Source organism: Sphingopyxis macrogoltabida, assembly GCF_001307295.1.
Lineage (GTDB): Bacteria > Pseudomonadota > Alphaproteobacteria > Sphingomonadales > Sphingomonadaceae > Sphingopyxis > Sphingopyxis macrogoltabida_B.
In genome coordinates this window covers 1,961,327-1,979,997 of sequence record NZ_CP012700.1, presented here as the reverse complement: position 1 = coordinate 1,979,997, position 18,671 = coordinate 1,961,327, and the positions used below count along the sequence as shown (strand labels likewise).

General features: G+C 65.5%; 21 protein-coding genes and 1 tRNA gene. 13 read left to right on the top strand and 9 right to left on the bottom strand.

Going from position 1 to position 18,671, the window contains the following annotated elements:
- Positions 1 to 38: 38 nt before the first annotated feature.
- From AN936_RS09350 to AN936_RS09340, 3 genes are all read right to left on the bottom strand, one after another.
- The gene (locus AN936_RS09350) at positions 39 to 1,103 is read right to left on the bottom strand and encodes a DUF11 domain-containing protein (RefSeq protein ID WP_054587916.1); all 1,065 of its coding nucleotides are present in this window, start codon (positions 1,101 to 1,103) and stop codon (positions 39 to 41) included.
- 74 nt (positions 1,104 to 1,177) lie between these two features.
- On the bottom strand, positions 1,178 to 1,642 hold the full coding sequence (locus AN936_RS09345; RefSeq protein WP_234715786.1) for a hypothetical protein: 465 nt from the start codon (positions 1,640 to 1,642) through the stop codon (positions 1,178 to 1,180).
- 11 nt (positions 1,643 to 1,653) lie between these two features.
- Entirely contained in the window at positions 1,654 to 2,568 is a 915-nt protein-coding gene (locus AN936_RS09340; protein WP_234715785.1) for a hypothetical protein, read from the bottom strand.
- 292 nt (positions 2,569 to 2,860) lie between these two features.
- Between AN936_RS09340 and AN936_RS09335 the strand changes: the two genes are divergently transcribed.
- Both AN936_RS09335 and AN936_RS09330 read left to right on the top strand, forming a co-directional pair.
- Positions 2,861 to 4,060 (top strand): AI-2E family transporter, encoded by a 1,200-nt coding sequence (locus AN936_RS09335; protein ID WP_173585647.1) that lies wholly within the window; start codon positions 2,861 to 2,863, stop codon positions 4,058 to 4,060.
- A gap of 43 nt (positions 4,061 to 4,103) precedes the next feature.
- Positions 4,104 to 4,180: transfer RNA gene (locus AN936_RS09330), tRNA-Asp, on the top strand.
- Between the two features lie 80 nt (positions 4,181 to 4,260).
- Here AN936_RS09330 and AN936_RS09325 read toward each other — a convergent pair.
- The 4 genes from AN936_RS09325 to AN936_RS09310 all read right to left on the bottom strand — a co-directional run bounded on the left by AN936_RS09325 (position 4,261) and on the right by AN936_RS09310 (position 6,255).
- On the bottom strand, positions 4,261 to 4,506 hold the full coding sequence (locus AN936_RS09325; RefSeq protein ID WP_054587913.1) for a DUF2842 domain-containing protein: 246 nt from the start codon (positions 4,504 to 4,506) through the stop codon (positions 4,261 to 4,263).
- Positions 4,503 to 5,096, bottom strand: a complete 594-nt coding sequence (locus AN936_RS09320; protein WP_054587912.1) for a 5-formyltetrahydrofolate cyclo-ligase — start codon at positions 5,094 to 5,096, stop codon at positions 4,503 to 4,505. Before AN936_RS09320 ends, AN936_RS09325 begins: the two co-directional genes overlap by 4 nt.
- 507 nt (positions 5,097 to 5,603) lie before the next feature.
- The gene (locus tag AN936_RS09315; RefSeq protein WP_054587911.1) at positions 5,604 to 6,056 is read right to left on the bottom strand and encodes a cell division protein ZapA; all 453 of its coding nucleotides are present in this window, start codon (positions 6,054 to 6,056) and stop codon (positions 5,604 to 5,606) included.
- Positions 6,049 to 6,255: a hypothetical protein gene (locus tag AN936_RS09310; protein ID WP_054587910.1), complete on the bottom strand. Its 207-nt coding sequence runs from the start codon at positions 6,253 to 6,255 to the stop codon at positions 6,049 to 6,051. Before AN936_RS09310 ends, AN936_RS09315 begins: the two co-directional genes overlap by 8 nt.
- Before the next feature lie 157 nt (positions 6,256 to 6,412).
- Between AN936_RS09310 and tkt the strand changes: the two genes are divergently transcribed.
- The 6 genes from tkt to AN936_RS09280 all read left to right on the top strand — a co-directional run bounded on the left by tkt (position 6,413) and on the right by AN936_RS09280 (position 12,912).
- The gene (gene tkt, locus AN936_RS09305) at positions 6,413 to 8,380 is read left to right on the top strand and encodes a transketolase (RefSeq protein ID WP_054587909.1); all 1,968 of its coding nucleotides are present in this window, start codon (positions 6,413 to 6,415) and stop codon (positions 8,378 to 8,380) included.
- Positions 8,381 to 8,416: 36 nt separating this feature from the next.
- Positions 8,417 to 9,424 carry a type I glyceraldehyde-3-phosphate dehydrogenase gene (gene gap / locus AN936_RS09300; RefSeq protein ID WP_054587908.1) on the top strand — a complete coding sequence of 336 codons (1,008 nt, stop codon included), beginning with the start codon at positions 8,417 to 8,419 and terminating at the stop codon, positions 9,422 to 9,424.
- 17 nt (positions 9,425 to 9,441) lie between these two features.
- Positions 9,442 to 10,638 carry a phosphoglycerate kinase gene (locus AN936_RS09295; RefSeq protein ID WP_054587907.1) on the top strand — a complete coding sequence of 399 codons (1,197 nt, stop codon included), beginning with the start codon at positions 9,442 to 9,444 and terminating at the stop codon, positions 10,636 to 10,638.
- Positions 10,635 to 11,273 (top strand): TIGR02466 family protein, encoded by a 639-nt coding sequence (locus AN936_RS09290; RefSeq protein WP_054587906.1) that lies wholly within the window; start codon positions 10,635 to 10,637, stop codon positions 11,271 to 11,273. The genes AN936_RS09295 and AN936_RS09290 overlap by 4 nt, the downstream gene beginning before the upstream one ends.
- A gap of 87 nt (positions 11,274 to 11,360) precedes the next feature.
- On the top strand, positions 11,361 to 12,251 hold the full coding sequence (locus tag AN936_RS09285) for a fructose bisphosphate aldolase (protein WP_054587905.1): 891 nt from the start codon (positions 11,361 to 11,363) through the stop codon (positions 12,249 to 12,251).
- Positions 12,252 to 12,255: 4 nt separating this feature from the next.
- The gene (locus AN936_RS09280) at positions 12,256 to 12,912 is read left to right on the top strand and encodes an O-methyltransferase (protein ID WP_054587904.1); all 657 of its coding nucleotides are present in this window, start codon (positions 12,256 to 12,258) and stop codon (positions 12,910 to 12,912) included.
- On the opposite strand, the gene AN936_RS09275 is transcribed toward AN936_RS09280, so the two are convergent.
- On the bottom strand, positions 12,909 to 13,310 hold the full coding sequence (locus tag AN936_RS09275) for a hypothetical protein (protein WP_234715784.1): 402 nt from the start codon (positions 13,308 to 13,310) through the stop codon (positions 12,909 to 12,911). The two genes, AN936_RS09280 and AN936_RS09275, sit on opposite strands and share 4 nt — an antisense overlap.
- A gap of 35 nt (positions 13,311 to 13,345) precedes the next feature.
- On the opposite strand from AN936_RS09275, the gene thiE reads away from it, so the two are divergent.
- The 3 genes from thiE to AN936_RS09260 are packed head-to-tail and all read left to right on the top strand — an operon-like array spanning position 13,346 to position 15,755.
- Positions 13,346 to 13,972, top strand: coding sequence for a thiamine phosphate synthase (thiE, locus tag AN936_RS09270; RefSeq protein ID WP_084758260.1), 627 nt, complete (start codon positions 13,346 to 13,348; stop codon positions 13,970 to 13,972).
- 53 nt (positions 13,973 to 14,025) lie between these two features.
- Positions 14,026 to 15,153 carry a L,D-transpeptidase family protein gene (locus AN936_RS09265; RefSeq protein ID WP_054590194.1) on the top strand — a complete coding sequence of 376 codons (1,128 nt, stop codon included), beginning with the start codon at positions 14,026 to 14,028 and terminating at the stop codon, positions 15,151 to 15,153.
- Positions 15,153 to 15,755: a M23 family metallopeptidase gene (locus AN936_RS09260; protein WP_084758259.1), complete on the top strand. Its 603-nt coding sequence runs from the start codon at positions 15,153 to 15,155 to the stop codon at positions 15,753 to 15,755. The genes AN936_RS09265 and AN936_RS09260 overlap by 1 nt, the downstream gene beginning before the upstream one ends.
- Here AN936_RS09260 and AN936_RS25060 read toward each other — a convergent pair.
- On the bottom strand, positions 15,752 to 15,901 hold the full coding sequence (locus AN936_RS25060) for a hypothetical protein (RefSeq protein ID WP_158500072.1): 150 nt from the start codon (positions 15,899 to 15,901) through the stop codon (positions 15,752 to 15,754). The genes AN936_RS09260 and AN936_RS25060 overlap by 4 nt on opposite strands.
- A gap of 125 nt (positions 15,902 to 16,026) precedes the next feature.
- On the opposite strand from AN936_RS25060, the gene AN936_RS09255 reads away from it, so the two are divergent.
- Both AN936_RS09255 and efp read left to right on the top strand, forming a co-directional pair.
- On the top strand, positions 16,027 to 17,985 hold the full coding sequence (locus tag AN936_RS09255; RefSeq protein ID WP_054587902.1) for an OPT family oligopeptide transporter: 1,959 nt from the start codon (positions 16,027 to 16,029) through the stop codon (positions 17,983 to 17,985).
- Positions 17,986 to 18,095: 110 nt separating this feature from the next.
- Positions 18,096 to 18,659, top strand: a complete 564-nt coding sequence (efp, locus tag AN936_RS09250) for an elongation factor P (protein ID WP_054587901.1) — start codon at positions 18,096 to 18,098, stop codon at positions 18,657 to 18,659.
- The last annotated feature ends 12 nt before the right edge of the window (positions 18,660 to 18,671 follow it).

Below are 18,671 nucleotides of genomic sequence, written 5' to 3'. Positions count from 1 at the left end.
ATCGATCCGGGGTTATCCGCTGCTCCGTCCGTTTCCGATCAGTTGACCGTGGCCTGGAAGACGAGCGTCAGCGTCTGCCCCGCTGCGACCGTCGCGAGCGACCCCGAGACGACCGGCGCGGCATAGCTGCCTCCCGCCGTCCCGTTGAAGTCGCACGTGGCACCGGTGACGGTACCGCCCAGCTTGATCGAACCGGGAACGAAGGTGAGCAGCGTCGGCACGCTGTCGGTAATGTTGACCGGCGAAGCTGCCGCGCCGCCGGCCGCATTCGCGACCGCGATGCAATATTCGACGACTGCGCCGGGGATCAGTTTCGGATTGCTCGTCAGGTTGACGGGGTCCGAAACGACGCGGCTGGTCTTGGTGACCGTCAGCGTCGCCGTTTTGACCGTATAATCGTCGTCGTCGCTGTGCGAACCGTCCCGCGCGGCATCGGAAACGCCCGCTGCGTCGGCGAACACCGTATCCTTGCCGGCTGTGTTGGCGCCGGCGGTCTGGGTGACGAGCGCACCCTGCGAACCCACCGTGCCGCCTTCGTTGGCCGTCGCGGTCAGGCGGATCCCCGCCACCGCGTTCGTGGCAAGCCCGGCCGGAATGTCGGCGAGCACGAACAACCGGATCGACGCGTCGATCCCGACCTCGTCGGCATAGGTGACGAGTGCGTCGCCCGCGTCCCAGCTTCCGACCGTACCGGTCGTCGGATTATCGCGATAAATGCGCACGTTGCTGACGTTGAACGAGTCCGTCCCGCCGTGCGCCGCCGTGCCGCCGGTGATTTGCGATACCGCGAGCGCGAAATCGAGCACTTCGTTGGTCTTGTTGGTCAGGCGAAAGGTCGTGATCGCGTCGGACTGGCCCGGCGCCACTTCGGTGGTCGTCGTCCCATCCTCTTCAACCAGCAGTTCGACCCTGCGGTCGACCGTGATCGTGTTCGAGGCGTTCTGCGCACCCTGTGCGACGCCGCCGACCTGATAATTGACGGTGGCGGTATTGGTGATCTGGGTACCCGCGGTTGTCCCCGCCGCGGCGAATGCCGGGGCGGCAGCGACGCATGAGAACGCCGCCAGACCGATGGTGCCCATATAAGTCAGCTTGCTGGTCATAGCTGAGCTCCTAGGCTTTGGTTGATCGCCTGTTCCCCACCGCTGGCAATCATTAAGCGGTTTATTTCATATGTTTATTTGACAACTCCCCGAAACATGAGCTTGCCGCTCGCGCCGGCGGGGATGGGTTTCTGGAAGGCCCAGCGGATGTGCGTGACATCGGCGGGCTGCGCCGCGCGGCGGCTGCCATCGGCCTGTTGAATCGTGAGTTCGTCGAGTTGTCCCCACCCGCGGCCGCCATCGACCGAGACGAGCGGATGCGTGTCGCCCGCATCGGCGAAACGCACCGCCGAGGGCAGCGGGTTGGTGATGACGAACTTGTCGGCCGCCTGCGCGCCTGCATTGCGATAGTTGAGCACGAAGACGAGCCGGTCGCCCGGAACCACGACTTTCGGTTCCTCGAGCAGCACGCGCTGCTTGCCGGCGGCGTCGGTCGTCACCCGTTCGATGAAAACGCTGTTGTCGAGCGCGACCTGGTTGGCGGCCAGCGCCTGACCCGGCAGCAGCGCGGCGAGCAGAAAAAGGAAGGTGGTACGCATGCGCATCTCCATCAATCGATTATGGCTTTGAAAGTAACAGTGCGGGTCTGGCCGCCCGCGACGGTGCCCAGCGCGACGGCGACCTTGGTGCCGTCGTAACTGCCCGCATCGCTGTCGGCCGCGTCGGACAGCGCGGTGGTGCCGAGCCTGATCGACCCTGCGACATAGCTCGTATTGGCCGGCACATTGTCCGAGATGGTGAGGCCGTTCAGCGAGCCGCTGCCCGCCGTCGTCGCGGTGATCGTATAGGTGATCGTCGCGCCCGGAACGGGTTCGGCGCCGCCGAAGGGATCGACGACGACCGCCGATTTGACGAGGGTCACCGTGGCCGCCGAGACGCGGAAGGCGCCATTGTCCTGGCCGTCGGCGCGCGTCGAGCCGACGACGGCGTCGCCGCCGCCTTCGCCCTTGCCGGCAAAGCTCGTCCCCGGATTACCGGTGCCGGTCTGCGCTGCGGCGACGAGGCTGACGATGCCGCGATCGCCGTCGCTGACCATCGACGGGGTCGTCGCGATCACGAAAACCGTGATGCTTTCGTCGGGATCGAGCACCGGATTGTTGCTGCCCGGCGTGTAGAGTGTGTCGGTGCCGGCGTCGAAAACGCCGTCGCCGTTGTCGAGATAGATCTGGGTGACGGTCGGATTATACTGGTCGCCGCCGCCGTTCGCGATCGTGCTGAGCACGAAGGCTTCCTCGCCATTGCCGTTGTTGGTCACCGAAAAGGTCAGGACCTGGTTGGTCGCGCCCGGGGTCGTCGGGACGTCGGCCGGGTTGTTCGAATCGACAGTGACGTCGAGCAGTTCGTCGACGAGCAGGTCGACCTTGTTCGAATCGATCGTCTGTGTCCCGCCGCCATTGTCGAAGCTGGCGCTGGCGGTATTGCTGATCGTCGAACCGGCCCGGGTGCCGGCGGCGTGCGCATGCATCGGCAGCGCAAGCGCAGCGAGCAGGGCGATGGCTGAACAGGAGGTTATGCGAAGCCGATGCTGCGCGCCCCCCACAGGCGCTTTCATCATGACAATATTGACTCCAAATGGCTGGTCCGGAGCCTGTCATGACGATGAAAGGGTAATTTCTGGTTAAATTGCAGGTAGGAATCAGGGTTCTGGCCCAGATGAGGACAGAAGATGCCGCATCGGGTCGCGGCAGCGAGCCGCTGGCGTGCGGGATCAAGCTCGCGTAAGACGGGCGAACGGAACAAAAAGGGAGTGACGGGGCGTGGCCGAGGACAGGGGGAGGAAGGAGGCACGCCAGCCGCGCGCCAATCCCCTGCATCAGATCGAGATCGACGATTTCCGCCGCGACCGCCTGCTCGCGGCGCTGGCGCTGATATTGGGTGCGGGATTCTGTCTCGGGCTGCCGTTCGCCTTACAGGCGGGCGCTGAATTCTTCCTGCCGCTGACCGCCGCGATCGTCATCGCGATCGCGCTGGTGCCGCTCCTTGAATGGCTCGAGCGTCGCGGCGTGCCGTCGGCGCTGGCATCTTTCCTGTCGCTCTCGGCCTTCCTGATGATCGTCAATGCGGCGCTGGCGATCATCGTCGTACCCGCGACGGGCTGGTTCGCGCGGCTGCCCGAATCGATCCCGCGCATCCAGAGCAACCTTGCGCCTTTGATCGATTTCTATTCGACGCTGCAGAAATTCGTCGACCGCACGCTGACCTCGGTCGCGACGGGGACCGAGGCGACCGCGCAAGCCGTTGCGGCGACCGCGCCGACATCGGTGGTCGATTATTTCATCACCTCGGCGCCGTCGGCGGCGATCCAGCTCTTTTTCGCGGTGCTGGTGATCTTCTTCTTTCTCGCCGGCTGGACGCGGCTGCGGCGCGGGACGATTCGCCGGCGCGGCAGCTTCGACGGGGCCATGCAGACCGCGCGCGTGATCCAGAATGTCGTCGATGCGACGGCGGACTATCTGGCGACGATCACGATGATCAACGCAATCCTAGGGCTGATCGTTTCCCTCCTGTTATGGGCGCTCGGCATGCCGTCGCCGTTCATGTGGGGCGGGATCGTCACCATCTGCAATTTCGTGCCCTATCTGGGACCGATCGTCGCTGCGGTGCTGCTCGCGCTCGGCGGTCTGATGACCTTCGATGCGGTGGGGCTGGCGCTGCTGCCCGCGCTGATCTTCGTCGGGGTGCATCTGGTCGAGGCGAATCTGGTGACGCCGCTGGTGCTCGGCAAGCGGCTCACGGTGAATCCTCTCCTGATTCTCGTGTCGCTGAGCTTCTGGGGATGGGTGTGGGGGACGCCGGGCGCGCTGCTCGCGGTGCCGCTCCTGCTCATCCTGCAAACGATCCTGCATTCGACCGGGACGCCTGATCTCGCGGGTTTCCTGTTCGAGCATGGCACGCTCACCACCACCGACGATGTGCGCGACCGATTAAATCGCACGAACGGTGAAAGCGACGGTTGACAGGGTGGAGCGCGGCGCATATTGGCGCCTCTCCCAAGCACACGCGGGTGTAGCTCAGTTGGTTAGAGTGCCGGCCTGTCACGCCGGAGGTCGCGGGTTCGAGCCCCGTCACTCGCGCCATTTCCTTCATTTTCGGAAGGGGATGGCCACCGCAGCTTGGGACTTCCCACTATCGGAATGTTACGGGATGGCGCGGCGCTTCAGCCGCGCCACCGCCCCAACTCCATCCAGCGGAGCAGGGGCTTCAGCGGCATGATCCAGATCACGCCCGTCACCAGATAAAAAACCGCCTGAACCAGCACCGGCCAGGTACCGACCCACGGCGACAGGCTGACGATGATCGCCGCCCATACGGCGATCAGCAGCAGGATCAGGAATATGCCCGCAGGCTTGCGCCAGGTCGGTTGATGCTGGTCCCCGACGGGGTTCTGGCGATCCTGATTCACAAACGGTCTCCACAGACGATAAATTCTTGTTCGGTCAGCACCGCGTCGAGAGCGATGTCGGTCGGTTCGCGCGGCACGCCATCGACTTCCTGCACCGACCAGGCAACACCGATCCGCAAGGCGGTCGGATGGGCCGCAAAATAGCGGTCGTAATGGCCGCCCCCCTGACCGATTCGCCCGCCGTGCCGGTCGAATCCGACCAGCGGGCAAAAGATGATGTCGGGAAGCGCCGAAGGGGCGTCGTCAACCGGCTGCCGGGTGCCCCAAGGCCCCTTCGTCAGCGTCTCGCCCGGCTTCCAGCGCCGAAAGTCCATCGTTTCGATGCGCGCGGCGTGGTGGGGCAGGGCAAGCGCGCCGGCTTCGCCGATCGGCGCGAACATCGGTATCACATCGGGCTCGTCACCCCATGCGGCATAAGCGCCGACGACCGCGTGATCGGCGAGGAGACCGGCGAGCGGAGCAGGGAGCGCGCGGAAAGCCGCGAGCTGCGCGATGCCGTCAAGGTTTGCCGCGAAATGGCGGCGCCGGAAGCGCAGTTTTTCGCGCAATTGCTGCTTTCGAAGGGGCAGGTCGGCGGACAAGTCGGTCAACGCCTCCTCTGGACGTAGGGTTCAGGCCCACTATTTACCGGCCCGAGGCGTCGAAATGGCAAAGATATTGGGGCCGGGTGGCCGCCGCGGGTAGCATCGCTACCCGCAAGGCCACCCGGCCCAAGATCGAAGCCATTTCGACGTCCCTTCGGGATTTGACCGATTTTGTCCATGGCCGCGTCAGCAAGTCTTGGAATATTATTATATGCCTTCGCCTTGCTTCCTCGCCCTGAACAAAATCGCTTCAAACCTCGGACCTGTAAATAGTGGGTCTGAACCCTGTTAGCGGTTGGCGGGACCGCCGTGGTCGTTTGCCGGAAAATCCTCTGACGCCAGTAACGTCAGGTGGGGACCATATACGTCGGACCAGGGTCCGGGCAGGGACAGCCCCCTTGGATGATGTATCGCCTCAGGGATATTCGCAGCGGCTCGTGCCGGGCAGTGCCCGCCGTCCTCTATGTAGGGGTCCGGGGGCTGAGCCTCAAGGGGTTTGCACTGCGCGGGGTGTCAGGGGATCTGCTCGACCTTGACCGCCAGCGCTTCGATCCGGTCGGCGATCTGGGCCAGCGCGCGATCGTGAGCCGGGCTCGCTGCTGCGGGCGCCGGGGCGGCCGATGCCGCCTGCCGCAGGCTTTCGAGTTCCTTCAGCGCCGCCTGTTCGCGCGCCAGCGCATCGCGCAGCTCGTCGCGTGCCGTGGCTTCGCGGCTCTCGGCGAGCGCGACGGCGGCGCGGAGCGAATCGGATTGCGGTTCGGTCTTTTCGACCTTCGCGCGCGCTTCCTGCGTTTCGTCGGCGAGCATCAGCGCCGCGAAAAGCAATTGGCGAACTTCGGTCCCGCCCTGAATTTCACGGGCTTTTTCATCGACGAGCGCCGCGAGTTGCAAGAGCTGCGACTCCTGCCCGTCGGCGCAATGGACGTCGTAAGGGCGACCGGCGACGGTCAGTTTGACGTCAGCCATGTTTCGCCTCCGCGATCAGCCGGTCGAGTTCGCCGATCACCGCGGCAACCTCCGCTTTCAGGCCGCTCTGGTCGCTTGCAGCCGCGAGCAACGGGGCGGGAGGGCGGTTCGCCTGTTCGGTGAGAGCCTTTTCGAGACGGCTGAGCGCGCGTTCGATCCGGCCAATGGCCAGGCTGGATTCGTCGAGATCGAGTTCCATGCCCAAGGGGTAGCAGCGTGACTTCGGGCGCGCAATCGCCTCTCGGCGCCGAAATAGCCGCGATTTTGTGCCGCTGGCGGTTGACTCCTGCCCCCACCCCCGCAAAGGGCTGTCCCCACCGAATCCGGCCATCCCATAATCCATCCCCGGGGGAAAAATGACACTACCCGACCGCCAACTCGCCAACGCCATCCGCGCGCTTGCGATGGACGCCGTACAGGCCGCAAACAGCGGCCATCCGGGGATGCCGATGGGCATGGCCGACGTCGCGACGGTGCTTTATTCGGATTATCTGAAGTTCGATCCGGCCGATCCCAAATGGGCCGATCGCGACCGATTCGTCCTCTCCGCGGGTCACGGGTCGATGCTCGCCTATGCGACGCTGCATCTCGCCGGCTATGCGCGCCCGACGATCGACGACATCCGCAATTTCCGCCAAATCCACAGCCCGTGCGCCGGGCATCCGGAGAATTTCGAGCTCGAAGGCATCGAGACGACGACCGGACCGCTGGGGCAGGGGCTCGCGACCGCGGTCGGCATGGCGATCGCCGAACGCCATCTCAACGCGCTTTACGGCGACGATCTGGTCGACCATCGCACCTGGGTGATCGCCGGCGACGGCTGCCTGATGGAGGGCATCAACCACGAAGCCATCGGCCTTGCCGGGCATCTGGGGCTCGGTCGCCTCGTCGTGCTGTGGGACGATAACAAGATCACGATCGATGGATCGACCGACCTGTCGACGAGCGAGGACGTCAAGGCCCGCTACACCGCGACCGGCTGGCATGTCGAGAGCTGCGACGGGCATGATCCGGCGGATATCCGCCGCGCGATCGATGCGGCGATCGCCGACGGCCGCCCGTCGTTGATCGCATGCCGCACGCTGATCGGATTCGGCGCCCCGAACAAGCAGGGGACGTCGGCGACTCATGGTTCGCCGCTCGGTGCCGACGAAATTACCGCGACGCGCGAGAATATCGGCTGGACTGCCGAACCCTTCGTCATCCCGGCCGACATCGCCGTCGCGTGGGCAGCGTTCGGCGAGAAGGGTAAGAAACTTCATGCCGAATGGAATGATCGCCTTGCAGGCAGCGAGAAGAAAAGTGAATTTTCTGAACGGCTGAGCGGCAACGTCGTTCCGGGCGATGCCTTCAAGGCCTATCTGGCCGGGCTGGTCGCCGAACCGCCGAAGGTCGCGACGCGCAAGGCTTCGGAAAATACGCTGACCGCGCTGACCGCCGATATTGCCGCGCTCGTCGGCGGCAGCGCCGACCTCACCGGTTCGAACAATACCAAAACATCGTCGACCAAGCCGTTGACCAAGACCGATTATTCGGGGCGCTATATCTATTATGGCATCCGCGAGTTCGGCATGGCCGCGGCGATGAACGGCATGGCGCTGCACGGCGGCGTCGTCCCCTATGGCGGCACTTTCCTCGTTTTCGCTGATTATTGCCGCGCCGCGATCCGTCTCTCGGCGCTCCAGAAGCAGCGCGTCATTTATGTGATGACGCACGACAGCATCGGGCTCGGCGAGGACGGCCCGACGCACCAGCCGATCGAGCATCTCCAGTCGCTGCGGGCGATGCCGAACCTGCTCGTCATGCGTCCCGCCGATGCGGTCGAGACCGCCGAATGCTGGGCCTTGGCGCTGGCGCAAGGCGACCGTCCGTCGCTGCTCGCGCTGACCCGCCAGAATCTCGCGCCGCTGCGTCATGACGTCACAGAAAATCTTTGCGCCAAGGGCGGTTACCGCCTCCGCGCCGCTTCCGCCGGACGCAAGGTCGTGCTGGTGGCGACGGGCTCCGAAGTGTCGCTGGCCCTCGATATCGCCGACAAGCTCGAAGCCGCGGGTCAGGGCGCCGATGTCGTCTCGATGGTCTCGACCGAATTATTCGACGAACAGACCGCCGCCTATCAGGCCGATATCCTTCCCGACGACGCGCTGATCGTTTCGATCGAAGCAGGCACAACCTTTGGGTGGGAGCGGTATACGGGGCGCCATGGCCTTCGGTTTGGCATCGACAGCTTCGGCGCGTCGGCGCCGATCGACGATCTTTACGCGCATTTCGGCCTGACCGTCGACGCGATCACCCCCCAGATTCTGGCAAAGCTCGGCAATTAAGGACCGGCTGGCCCCTCCGCAGAAAGGAAATTCGACATGCCAGTGAAGGTTGCAATCAACGGTTTCGGACGCATCGGCCGCAATGTCGCGCGCGCCATTTTGGAGCGGACCGACCATGATCTCGAACTCGTGTCGATCAACGATCTGGCCGACGCCAAGGCGAACGCCCGCCTGTTCCAGCGCGATTCGGTCCATGGCCCGTTCAACGGTACCGTCGAAGTCGACGGCAACGACCTGATCGTCAACGGCAAGCGCATTCAGGTAACCGCCGAGCGCGATCCCGCCAAGCTGCCCCACGCCGCCAACGGCATCGACATCGCGCTCGAATGCACGGGCTTTTTCACCGACCGCAAGGGCGGTCAGGCGCATCTCGACGCCGGCGCCAAGCGCGTGCTGATTTCGGCCCCCGCCAAGGAAGTCGACCTGACCGTCGTCTATGGCGTGAACCACGACAAGATCGGCGCCGAGCATGTGATCGTGTCGAACGCGTCGTGCACCACCAACTGCCTCGCGCCGATGGCCAAGGTGCTGCACGAAAAGATCGGTATCGAGCGCGGCCTGATGACCACGATCCACGCCTATACCAACGACCAGAAGATCCTTGACCAGATCCACTCGGACCCGCGCCGCGCCCGCGCCGCCGCGATGTCGATGATCCCGACCTCGACCGGTGCGGCGGTTGCCGTCGGCCTCGTCCTGCCCGAACTCAAGGGCAAGCTCGACGGCTCGTCGATCCGCGTCCCGACCCCCAATGTCTCGGTCGTTGACCTGACCTTCACGCCCAGCCGCGACACGACCGCCGAAGAAGTCAACAAGCTGCTGAAGGAAGCCGCCGAGGGTGAGCTGAAGGGCGTGCTCGGCTTCACCGACGAGCCGCTGGTCTCGATCGATTTCAACCATGATGCGCATAGCTCGACGATCGACAGCCTCGAAACCGCGGTGATCGACGGCAAGCTGGTCCGCGTGCTGAGCTGGTACGACAATGAATGGGGCTTCTCGAACCGCATGATCGACACGGCGGGCGTGATCGCCAAGTTCCTCTGAGCCAAAGGAAAGCAGCGATGACCGCGTTCAAGACCCTCGACGACATCGGCGACGTTACCGGCAAGAAAGTGCTGGTGCGCGTCGACCTGAATGTCCCGATGATCGACGGCGCGGTCGGCGACAAGACGCGGATCGAAGCAGCGATGCCGACGATCCGCGAACTGTCCGACAAGGGCGCCATCGTCCTGCTGCTCGCGCATTTCGGACGCCCGAAGGGCGCGAAAAACCCGACGCAATCGCTGAGCCTCGTCATGGGCGGGGTTGAGGACGTGCTCGGCCACTCGGTGATGTATATCCCCGAATGCGTCGGCGAGGGCGCCAAGGCTGGCGTCGCGGTGCTCGCCCCCGGCGATGTCGCGGTGCTGGAAAACACCCGCTTCAATCCCGGCGAAGAAAAGAACGATCCGGCTTTTGCCGACGCCTTGGCCGAAATCGGCGATCTTTACGTCAATGATGCCTTTTCGGCGGCGCACCGCGCACATGGCTCGACCGAGGGCGTAGCGCGGCGGCTCCCCGCCTATGCCGGGCGCGCGATGGAAGCCGAACTGAAGGCGCTCGACGCCGCGCTCGGCAACCCGGCGCATCCTGTTGCCGCGGTGGTCGGCGGCGCCAAGGTGTCGAGCAAGATCGACGTGCTGCGCAACCTTGTCGGCAAGGTCGATCATCTGATCATCGGCGGCGGCATGGCCAACACCTTCCTCGCCGCGCGCGGGGTCGATGTCGGCAAGTCGCTGTGCGAGCATGACCTGGTCGACACGGCCAATGCGATCTTCGACGCCGCCGACGCGGCGGGTTGCACGATCCACCTGCCGTACGACGTCGTGGTGGCGAAGCAATTCGCGCCGAACCCGCCGACCCGGACCGTCAATGTCCATGAGGTCGCCGCCGACGAAATGATCCTCGACGTCGGTCCGGCGGCGGTCGAAGCGCTGGCGGATGTGCTCAAAAACTGCCGCACCCTCGTCTGGAACGGTCCGCTCGGCGCGTTCGAGACCCCGCCGTTCGACACCGCCACGGTGGCGCTGGCGAAGACCGCGGCGGCGTTGACCCGCGAAGGGTCGCTGATCTCGGTTGCCGGGGGCGGCGATACGGTCGCCGCGCTCAACCATGCCGGGGTCGCGGGCGACTTCACCTTCGTCTCGACCGCGGGCGGCGCCTTCCTCGAATGGATGGAAGGCAAGCCTTTGCCGGGCGTGGAGGCGCTGCTGCAATGACGGCGCAGGTGGTCGGCCTTTTCGACACGCCCATCGTCGTCGATGAGTTGCCGAACGCCGCCGCCGTCAACGCCGCGCTCAAGCCGCTGATCCTCGCCCGCCGCGCCGAAGGGCCCGGGGTGAACATCTCCAACATCGGCGGCTGGCAGTCGGAGCATGACGTCGCTGCCTGGGGCGGCGAGCCGCTGCAGCATCTGCTCCGTCACATTTTCGCGCTCGCCGATGCGCATTGCGTCGACATCGTCTCGCCGGGGGCGGCGCGCCATCGCTGGGCCAGCGACATCTGGGCCAATGTCTCGCCGCCGCAGGCGTCGAACCAGATGCACACGCATCCGGGCGCCTATTGGTCGGCGGTCTATTATGTCGACGATGGCGGCCAGCCCGACGGCGCGACCGGCGGTGAATTGATCATCGAAGACCCGCGGATGCCGATGATCCTGATGACGATGCCCAATTTGCGGCTGCGCAGCGCGAATGGCGCGGTGCACGAGCCGCAACTGAAGATGAAGGTGCGGAGCGGACGGATCATCATGTTTCCGTCGTGGCTGAACCATGGCGTGATGCCGCATCAGGGGACGCGCGAGCGTATTTCGATCGCGATCAACCTGCTGGCGGTGCCGATAAACCCGGCTTGAGAGAGCCACTTTCGCGGCGCATTTGCATCCTTTCGCGAGGGTCGCTATGCGCGCCACCACATACGTATGCAACGAACCGGAGACGTTATGACCACCGCCAATGCCGACATGCTGAACCAGATCAAATCGGGGCAGGGCTTTATCGCCGCGCTCGACCAGAGCGGTGGTTCGACGCCCAAGGCACTGAAGGGCTATGGCATCGACGAAGATGCCTTTTCGAACGATGAGGAAATGTTCGGGCTGATCCACGCGATGCGCAGCCGAATCGTCACGTCGCCCTGCTTCAACGGCGAAAAGGTGATCGGCGCGATCCTGTTCGAACGCACGATGGACGGCGATGCCGGCGGCAAGCCGGTGCCCGCGCTGCTGTGGGAGCGTGGCGTCGTGCCGTTCCTGAAAGTCGACAAGGGCCTCGAAGCCGAAGAAAATGGCGTCCAGTTGATGAAGGCCAACCCCGATCTCGACGCCCTGTGCGAGCGCGCGGTCGCCAAGGGCGTTTTCGGGACCAAGATGCGCAGCGTCGTCAATCTGGCCAATGCCGCCGGGATCAAGGCGATCGTCGAGCAGCAGTTCGCCGAGGCGAAGCGCATCGCCGCGCACGGGCTGGTGCCGATCATCGAGCCCGAAGTTAACATCAAGAGCGCCGAGCGCGACGCGGCCGACCGCCTGCTGCTTCAGGAAACGCTGGCGGCGCTCGAAGCCTGGGACGGCGCGCCGGTGATGCTCAAGCTGTCGCTGCCGACCGAGGCCGGTCTGTTCCAGCCGCTGGTCGATCATCCGAAGGTGCTGCGCGTCGTCGCGCTGTCGGGCGGTTTCGCGCGTCCCGAGGCCTGCGCCGAACTGGCGAAGAACCCCGGCATCATCGCGAGCTTCAGCCGTGCGTTGCTCGAAGACCTGCGGCACCAAATGAGCGACGCCGAATTCGACAAGTCGCTGGGCGGCGCGATCGACGAAATCCACGCGGCTTCGGTCGCCTGACGCGATGAAGGGCGGTTGGCAGGCCGTCGACGATTATATCGCCGGGACGCTTCTCGGCGACGACGACGGGCTTGCCGGCGCTCTCGCCAACAATGCCGCCGAAGGACTGCCGCCGATCGACGTGTCGGCGGCGCAGGGCAAGATGCTGTACCTGCTCGCCGAGATGGCAGGTGCCCGGCGCATTCTCGAAGTCGGGACGCTCGGCGGCTATTCGATGATCTGGCTGGCGCGGGCGCTGCCCGACGACGGGCGGCTGGTCACGCTGGAGCTCGAACCGCATCACGCCGCGGTGGCGCGCGCCAATCTGGAGCGGGCAGGCGTATCGGCGAAGGTCGATATCCGTGTCGGCGCCGCGAGCCAAAGCCTTGCCGCGATGGTCGACGAACCGCCGTTCGACCTTGTCTTCATCGATGCCGACAAGCAGAGCAATGTCCATTATGTCGCCGAAGCGATCCGCCTCGGCCGTCCGGGTACGACGATCATCGTCGACAATGTGGTGCGCGAGGGTGGGGTGCTGGAAGCCGGGAGCGACGACGAGCGGATCGTCGGCACGCGCGCGCTGTTCGACATGCTCGCGGCCGACAAGCGGCTCGACGCGACTGCGGTGCAGACCGTGGGGTCGAAGGGGTGGGACGGGTTCGTGCTGGCGCGGGTGCGCTAAAGCCCACCCGCAAAGCGGAACGAGAAGCGATAATCCTCCGGCCTGATCGTCACGTCGGTGCGCTTTTCCGGTCGCACCGATTCGAGCGTGATGCTGCCGTCGGCGAGCGGCGTCGCTGCGCCGAGGGTCACTTCGAACGGCTGCTTTTCGCCGGTTGGCCGGAGCCACAGCATCTTCAGCTTCACCCGCCCCGCCCAGATGCAGCGGGCGTTCATCGGGCAGCGGCTGTCCTCGATTACCGCGACCGGCTGGATCACCGGGCCATCGGCATAAGCGCGCTGGCCAAGCGCGACGTTGCTGGCATCCGGAAGCGGGGTTTGCTGGCCGGTGGCGGCGCATGCCGACAGGGCGAGCGCGGCGATGACGGCGGTGGCGGCGAGGCGGGGTGCGTTCTGCATTTGCCGGAGATTGGCGCCGTCGCTATGAACCCGCCATGACCACGCCCAACTGCCAGCTTTACCTGATCTCGCCGCTCGATGTCGGCGGCGATTTTCCTTCGAAACTGGAGGCGGCGCTGTCCGCGGGGCCGGTCGCGGCGTTCCAGTTTCGCGTCAAGGGCATCGACCAGCACGAAGCGGCGCGGCTCGCCGAACCGCTGCAGGCGATTTGCGCAGCGCACGAGGTGGCCTTCATCGTCAACGACGATGTCGCGCTGGCCAAGCGGCTCGGCGCCGACGGCGTCCATCTGGGGCAGGGCGACGGCGACCCCAGGGACGCGCGGCGGCTGCTCGGGCCGAATGCGCAGATCGGCGTCACCTGCCACGCCAGCCGCCACCTGGCCATGGAGGCGGGCGATGCGGGGGCGGACTATATTGCCTTCGGCGCTTTTTTCCCGACGACGACCAAGGCGGTCGAGCATCATGCCGAGCCGGAAATCCTCGAGTGGTGGCAGGGATTGTTCGAACTGCCGTGCGTCGCGATCGGCGGCATTACGCCGGATAATGCGGCGATATTGATCGAGGCGGGGGCCGATTTTCTCGCTGTATCGGGCGCCGTGTGGAACGACTCCGACGGACCCGCGGCCGCGGTCGAACGGTTCGAAAAGCTGCTTGCGGGATGAACCGCCGGCGATTCCGTGCGTTGGAAAAATATGTCCAACGACAGGAATTGCCGATGAAATTTCCGACCCTGCTCTGCACCGCCGCCCTGATTGCGCTGTCCGCCTGCGGCGGTTCGGGCGACAAAGCCGATTCGCCGCCGAAGAGCGAGGCGGCGGCGAAAACGCTCGAATGGAAGGACGACGGCATGGTGTCGCGCGATGGCGACGCGGCCGCCGACGATGTGGCGCGGCCCGAAATGCAGTTGCAGGTCGTGCTCGACCGCCTCGGCTTTTCGCCGGGGGTCGTCGACGGCAAGCTGGGGATGTCGACCACCAATGCGCTGAAGGGGTTCCAGGAAGCGAAGGGGCTGAGTGTCAGCGGCGAATGGGATGCGGCGACCAAGGCGGCGCTGGCCGACAGCGCGAAAATTCCGGCGACGCGTATGGTAACGGTCCCGGCAAGCTACGCCGAGGCCGCTTTCGCGCCGCTGCCCGAAAAACCGGCCGAGCAGGCGAAGCTGGCGAGCATGGGCTATGAAACGCTCCTCGAAAAGCTCGCCGAGCGGTTTCACACTACGCCCGATGTGCTGCGTGACCTGAATCCGGAACTCGCGGGTCCGGCGCCTGCGGCTGGCGAACCCGCCTCCGGGCCGGCGCCCACGCCCGTCGCCGCGGGCACAAAATTGCGGGTGCCGAACGTTGGTGCCGATCAAATCGTCGCCGCCGATGTCGACAACGCCGACTGGCTGGCAACGCTGTCTTCGCTCGGCGTCGGAAGCAGCCAGCCGCAGGCCGACCGGGTCGAGGTGTCGAAGAAGGCGGGTACGATGAAGGTCTTCGACGCGGGCGGCAAGCTGATCGCGCTGTTCACCGTCACCACCGGATCGGCGCACGATCCGCTGCCGATCGGCAAGTGGAAGGTAAAGGGGGTCGGCCGCAACCCCGATTACGCCTTCGACCCGGCGCTGCTGCGCGGCGTCGCGGCGAGCGAAGGCAAGCATCGGCTGCCGCCGGGGCCGAACAGTCCGGTCGGGGTGGTGTGGATCGACCTGAACAAGGAGCATTACGGCCTTCACGGCACGCCCGAGCCGCAGAATATCGGGCGCACCGAAAGCAACGGCTGCGTCCGGCTGACCAACTGGGATGCGGCGCGGCTGGCGCAGATGGTGTCGGTCGGCACCAAGGTCGATTTCGTCGCCTGATGCGCTGGCAGGCCGCCATCAAATTGGTGCTGTGGACGGCGACCGTCACCGCGATCCTGACCTCGATCTATTGGGTCACCGCCTATGACCTGCTCGATGCGCCTCCGGCCGAGCCGAAGCGAGTCAGCGGGGCGGCGCTCGATGCCGCTGCTCCGAAAAGCAGGGGGATCGGCATTCCGGTCGCCGGGATTCGCGCGTCCGAACTGATCGACAGCTGGAGCCAGAGCCGGTCGGAGGGGCGGTTGCATGCGGCGATCGATATCCCCGCGCCGGCGGGAACCCCAGTCCTCGCGGCGATGGACGGCACGATCGAAAAGCTCTTCTCATCCGGCCGCGGCGGTCGCACGATCTACCAGCGGTCGGCCGACGGGACGCTGATGCTCTATTATGCGCATTTGCAAGGCTATCGCCGCGGGCTGGCGGAAGGGCAGGCGGTGCGGCGCGGGGAGGTGATCGCGACCGTCGGCGCCAGCGGCAATGCCGATCCGGCGGTGCCGCACCTGCATTTCCAGATGATGCGGACGACACCCGGTGCCGACTGGAACGCGGGCGAGCCGGTCAACCCCTATCCGCTGCTGACCGGGCTGCGCCCCGCGCCCTAGCGCGCGCCGGGCGCGGCGCCGTCCTTGCGGTCGTCTTCGTTCGAGGCTTGCGGTTTGCGCCAGCCGAACAGGCCGGCGGCCAGCACGGGGCGCAGCGGCTTGCGCGGCCTTTTGTCGTTGCGATCGGCGAGATGGATGTGTGTCATGTCGATGGAATCGCAGCTTTTCATGCGACTGGATTGGATCGATGCGTCAAAACGGCATCGCTTCGTCGCCTTTTCGCTTGCGTCGGGCGCGGGGCCCCGCAAGACAGCGGACGGGGAGAGAACCGATGACCGAAGCCAGCAAGCCGACAACGGGAATGCGCGAACTGACGCTCCGCGCGATCGTGCTCGGCGGCATATTGACGCTGATGTTCACCGCGGCGAACGTCTATCTGGGGCTGAAGGTCGGACTGACCTTTGCGACCTCGATTCCCGCCGCGGTCATTTCGATGGCGCTGCTGCGTTTCATGACCGGGTCGACGATCCTCGAGAATAATATCGTCCAGACGATCGCCAGCGCCGCGGGGACGCTGGCGGCGATCATCTTCGTGCTGCCGGGGCTGGTCATGGTCGGTTACTGGCAAGGCTTTCCGCTGCTCGAGACGACCGCGATCACGATGCTCGGCGGTATCCTCGGTGTGCTCTTCTCGGTCCCGCTGCGCCGCGCGCTCGTCGTCGATGCCGACCTGCCCTATCCCGAAGGTCGCGCCGCCGCCGAAGTGCTGCAGGTCGGCGCCGCGAGCGCCGAGGGGGCAGCGGAGAACAAGGCCGGACTGTCGGCCCTGCTGTGGAACAGCCTTGTAGCGGCGGGATTTACGTTGCTGACGCAGATGAAGGTCGCGGCGGGCGAAGTGTCGAAATGGTTTGCGGTCGGTGCGGGTGCGACGGGCGTTGCGGGCGGACTGGGTTTCGCGCTGGTCGGCGTCGGCCATCTGGTGGGCCTCTCCGTCGGTATGGCGCAGCTCGTGGGACTGATCACCGGCTGGTGGGTGCTGTTGCCGATCCTCACGCAGGGTGGAAGCGGCGACGCCGAAACGCTGGCGAATACGGTGTTCCGCTCCGACGTCCGCTTTTTCGGCGCCGGCGTGATCGCGGTGGCGGCGATCTGGACGCTGATCAAGATTGCTGGCCCGGTGATCGGCGGGATTCGCTCCGCCATGGCCGCAAGCAAGGCGCGCCACGCCGGTACCGTGCTCGCGGTCGGCGAACGCGACATCCCGATCGGCTGGGTGTTCGGCGGCTCGCTCCTCGTGCTTGTCCCGATCGCCTGGCTGCTCTGGTCGATCCTCGCCGGCGGGCCGCTCGCCGGTTCGGCGGCGATCCTCGTCGCCGGTGCGCTGGTCTTCGTCGTGGTGATCGGCCTGATGATCGCGTCGGTCACCGGCTATATGGCGGGGCTGATCGGCGCGTCGAACTCGCCGGTGTCGGGCATCGGCATCCTCGCGATCATCGCCTCGTCGTTGCTGCTCGTCGGGCTTCTCGGGCGCGGCGGCGGTGAGGAAGCGAGCGCGGCGATGGTCGCCTATGCGCTGATCGTCACTGGCGTCGTGTTCGGCATCGCGACGATCTCGAACGACAATCTGCAAGACCTCAAAACCGGTCAGCTCGTCGGTGCGACACCGTGGAAACAGCAGGTCGCGCTGATCATCGGCGTCTTTTTCGGCTCGCTCGTCGTGCCGCCGGTGCTCAACGTCCTCAACGAGACGCTGGGATTCGTCGGTGTGCCGGGCGCAGGCCCCAATGCCCTCGCGGCGCCGCAGGCGGGGCTGATTTCGTCGTTGGCGAAGGGCGTGCTCGGCGGCGATCTCAACTGGACGATGCTCGGCTACGGCGCGCTGGCGGGCGTCGGTTTCATCCTTGTCGACGAATTGCTGGGCCGCGCGGGCAAGCTGCGGCTGCCGCCGCTCGCGATCGGGATCGGGATCTATCTGCCGATGGCGGTCATCCTGCCGGTGGTGGTCGGCGCCGTCCTCGGCTGGTTCTATGATCGCTGGGCCGAAGGCCGCGCCAATCCCGGCTTTGCCCATCGCATGGGCGTGTTGACCGCGACGGGGCTGATCGTCGGCGAAAGCCTGTTCGGTGTCTTCTATGCCGGCCTCGTCTATGCGACCGACAGCGACGCGCCGCTGGCCGTGGTCGGCGACGGTTTTCAGATACCGTCGATCTTCGTCGGCCTTGGCCTGTTCGCGGGGCTGATCGCGCTCAGCTATGCGCGGACGCGCAAGGCGGTCACGACGACGGTGTAGCCATGCACCGCTTGCCCTTCGCCGCCGGCGCGGCTAAAGGCGCGCTCCTGTGACCGGCATGCGGATGCGTGCCGGCGGCTCTTTCCATCCTTGTGTAGCGAGTGTGCGCGATGAAAATCACCGGCGTTGAAATCCGTCCCGGCAATATTATCGAATATGAAGGCGGCATCTGGAAGGTCACCAAGATCCAGCACACCCAGCCGGGCAAGGGCGGCGCCTACATGCAGGTCGAAGCCAAGAATCTGATCGACGGGCGCAAGCTCAACAACCGTTTCCGCAGCGCCGACACGGTCGAAAAGGTCCGCCTCGACACCAAGGATTTCCAGTTCCTCTATGCCGAGGGCGACGATCTGGTGTTCATGGACAAGGACAGCTTCGAACAGATCAACATCGGCAAGGATGTCGTCGGCGAGGCGCACGAGTTCCTGCAGGACGGCATGGATGTCGTGCTCGAGCTTTGGGAAGAACGTCCGATCTCGGTCGAACTCCCCGAAACGATCGAAGCGACGATCGTCGAGGCCGACGCGGTGGTGAAGGGCCAGACGGCGTCGTCGTCGTACAAGCCCGCGATCCTCGACAATGGCGTGCGCGTGATGGTGCCGCCGCACATCACCAGCGGTACCCGCATCGTCGTGCATGTGTACGACCGCGAATATGTTCGCCGCGCCGACTAACTGAAATCACCG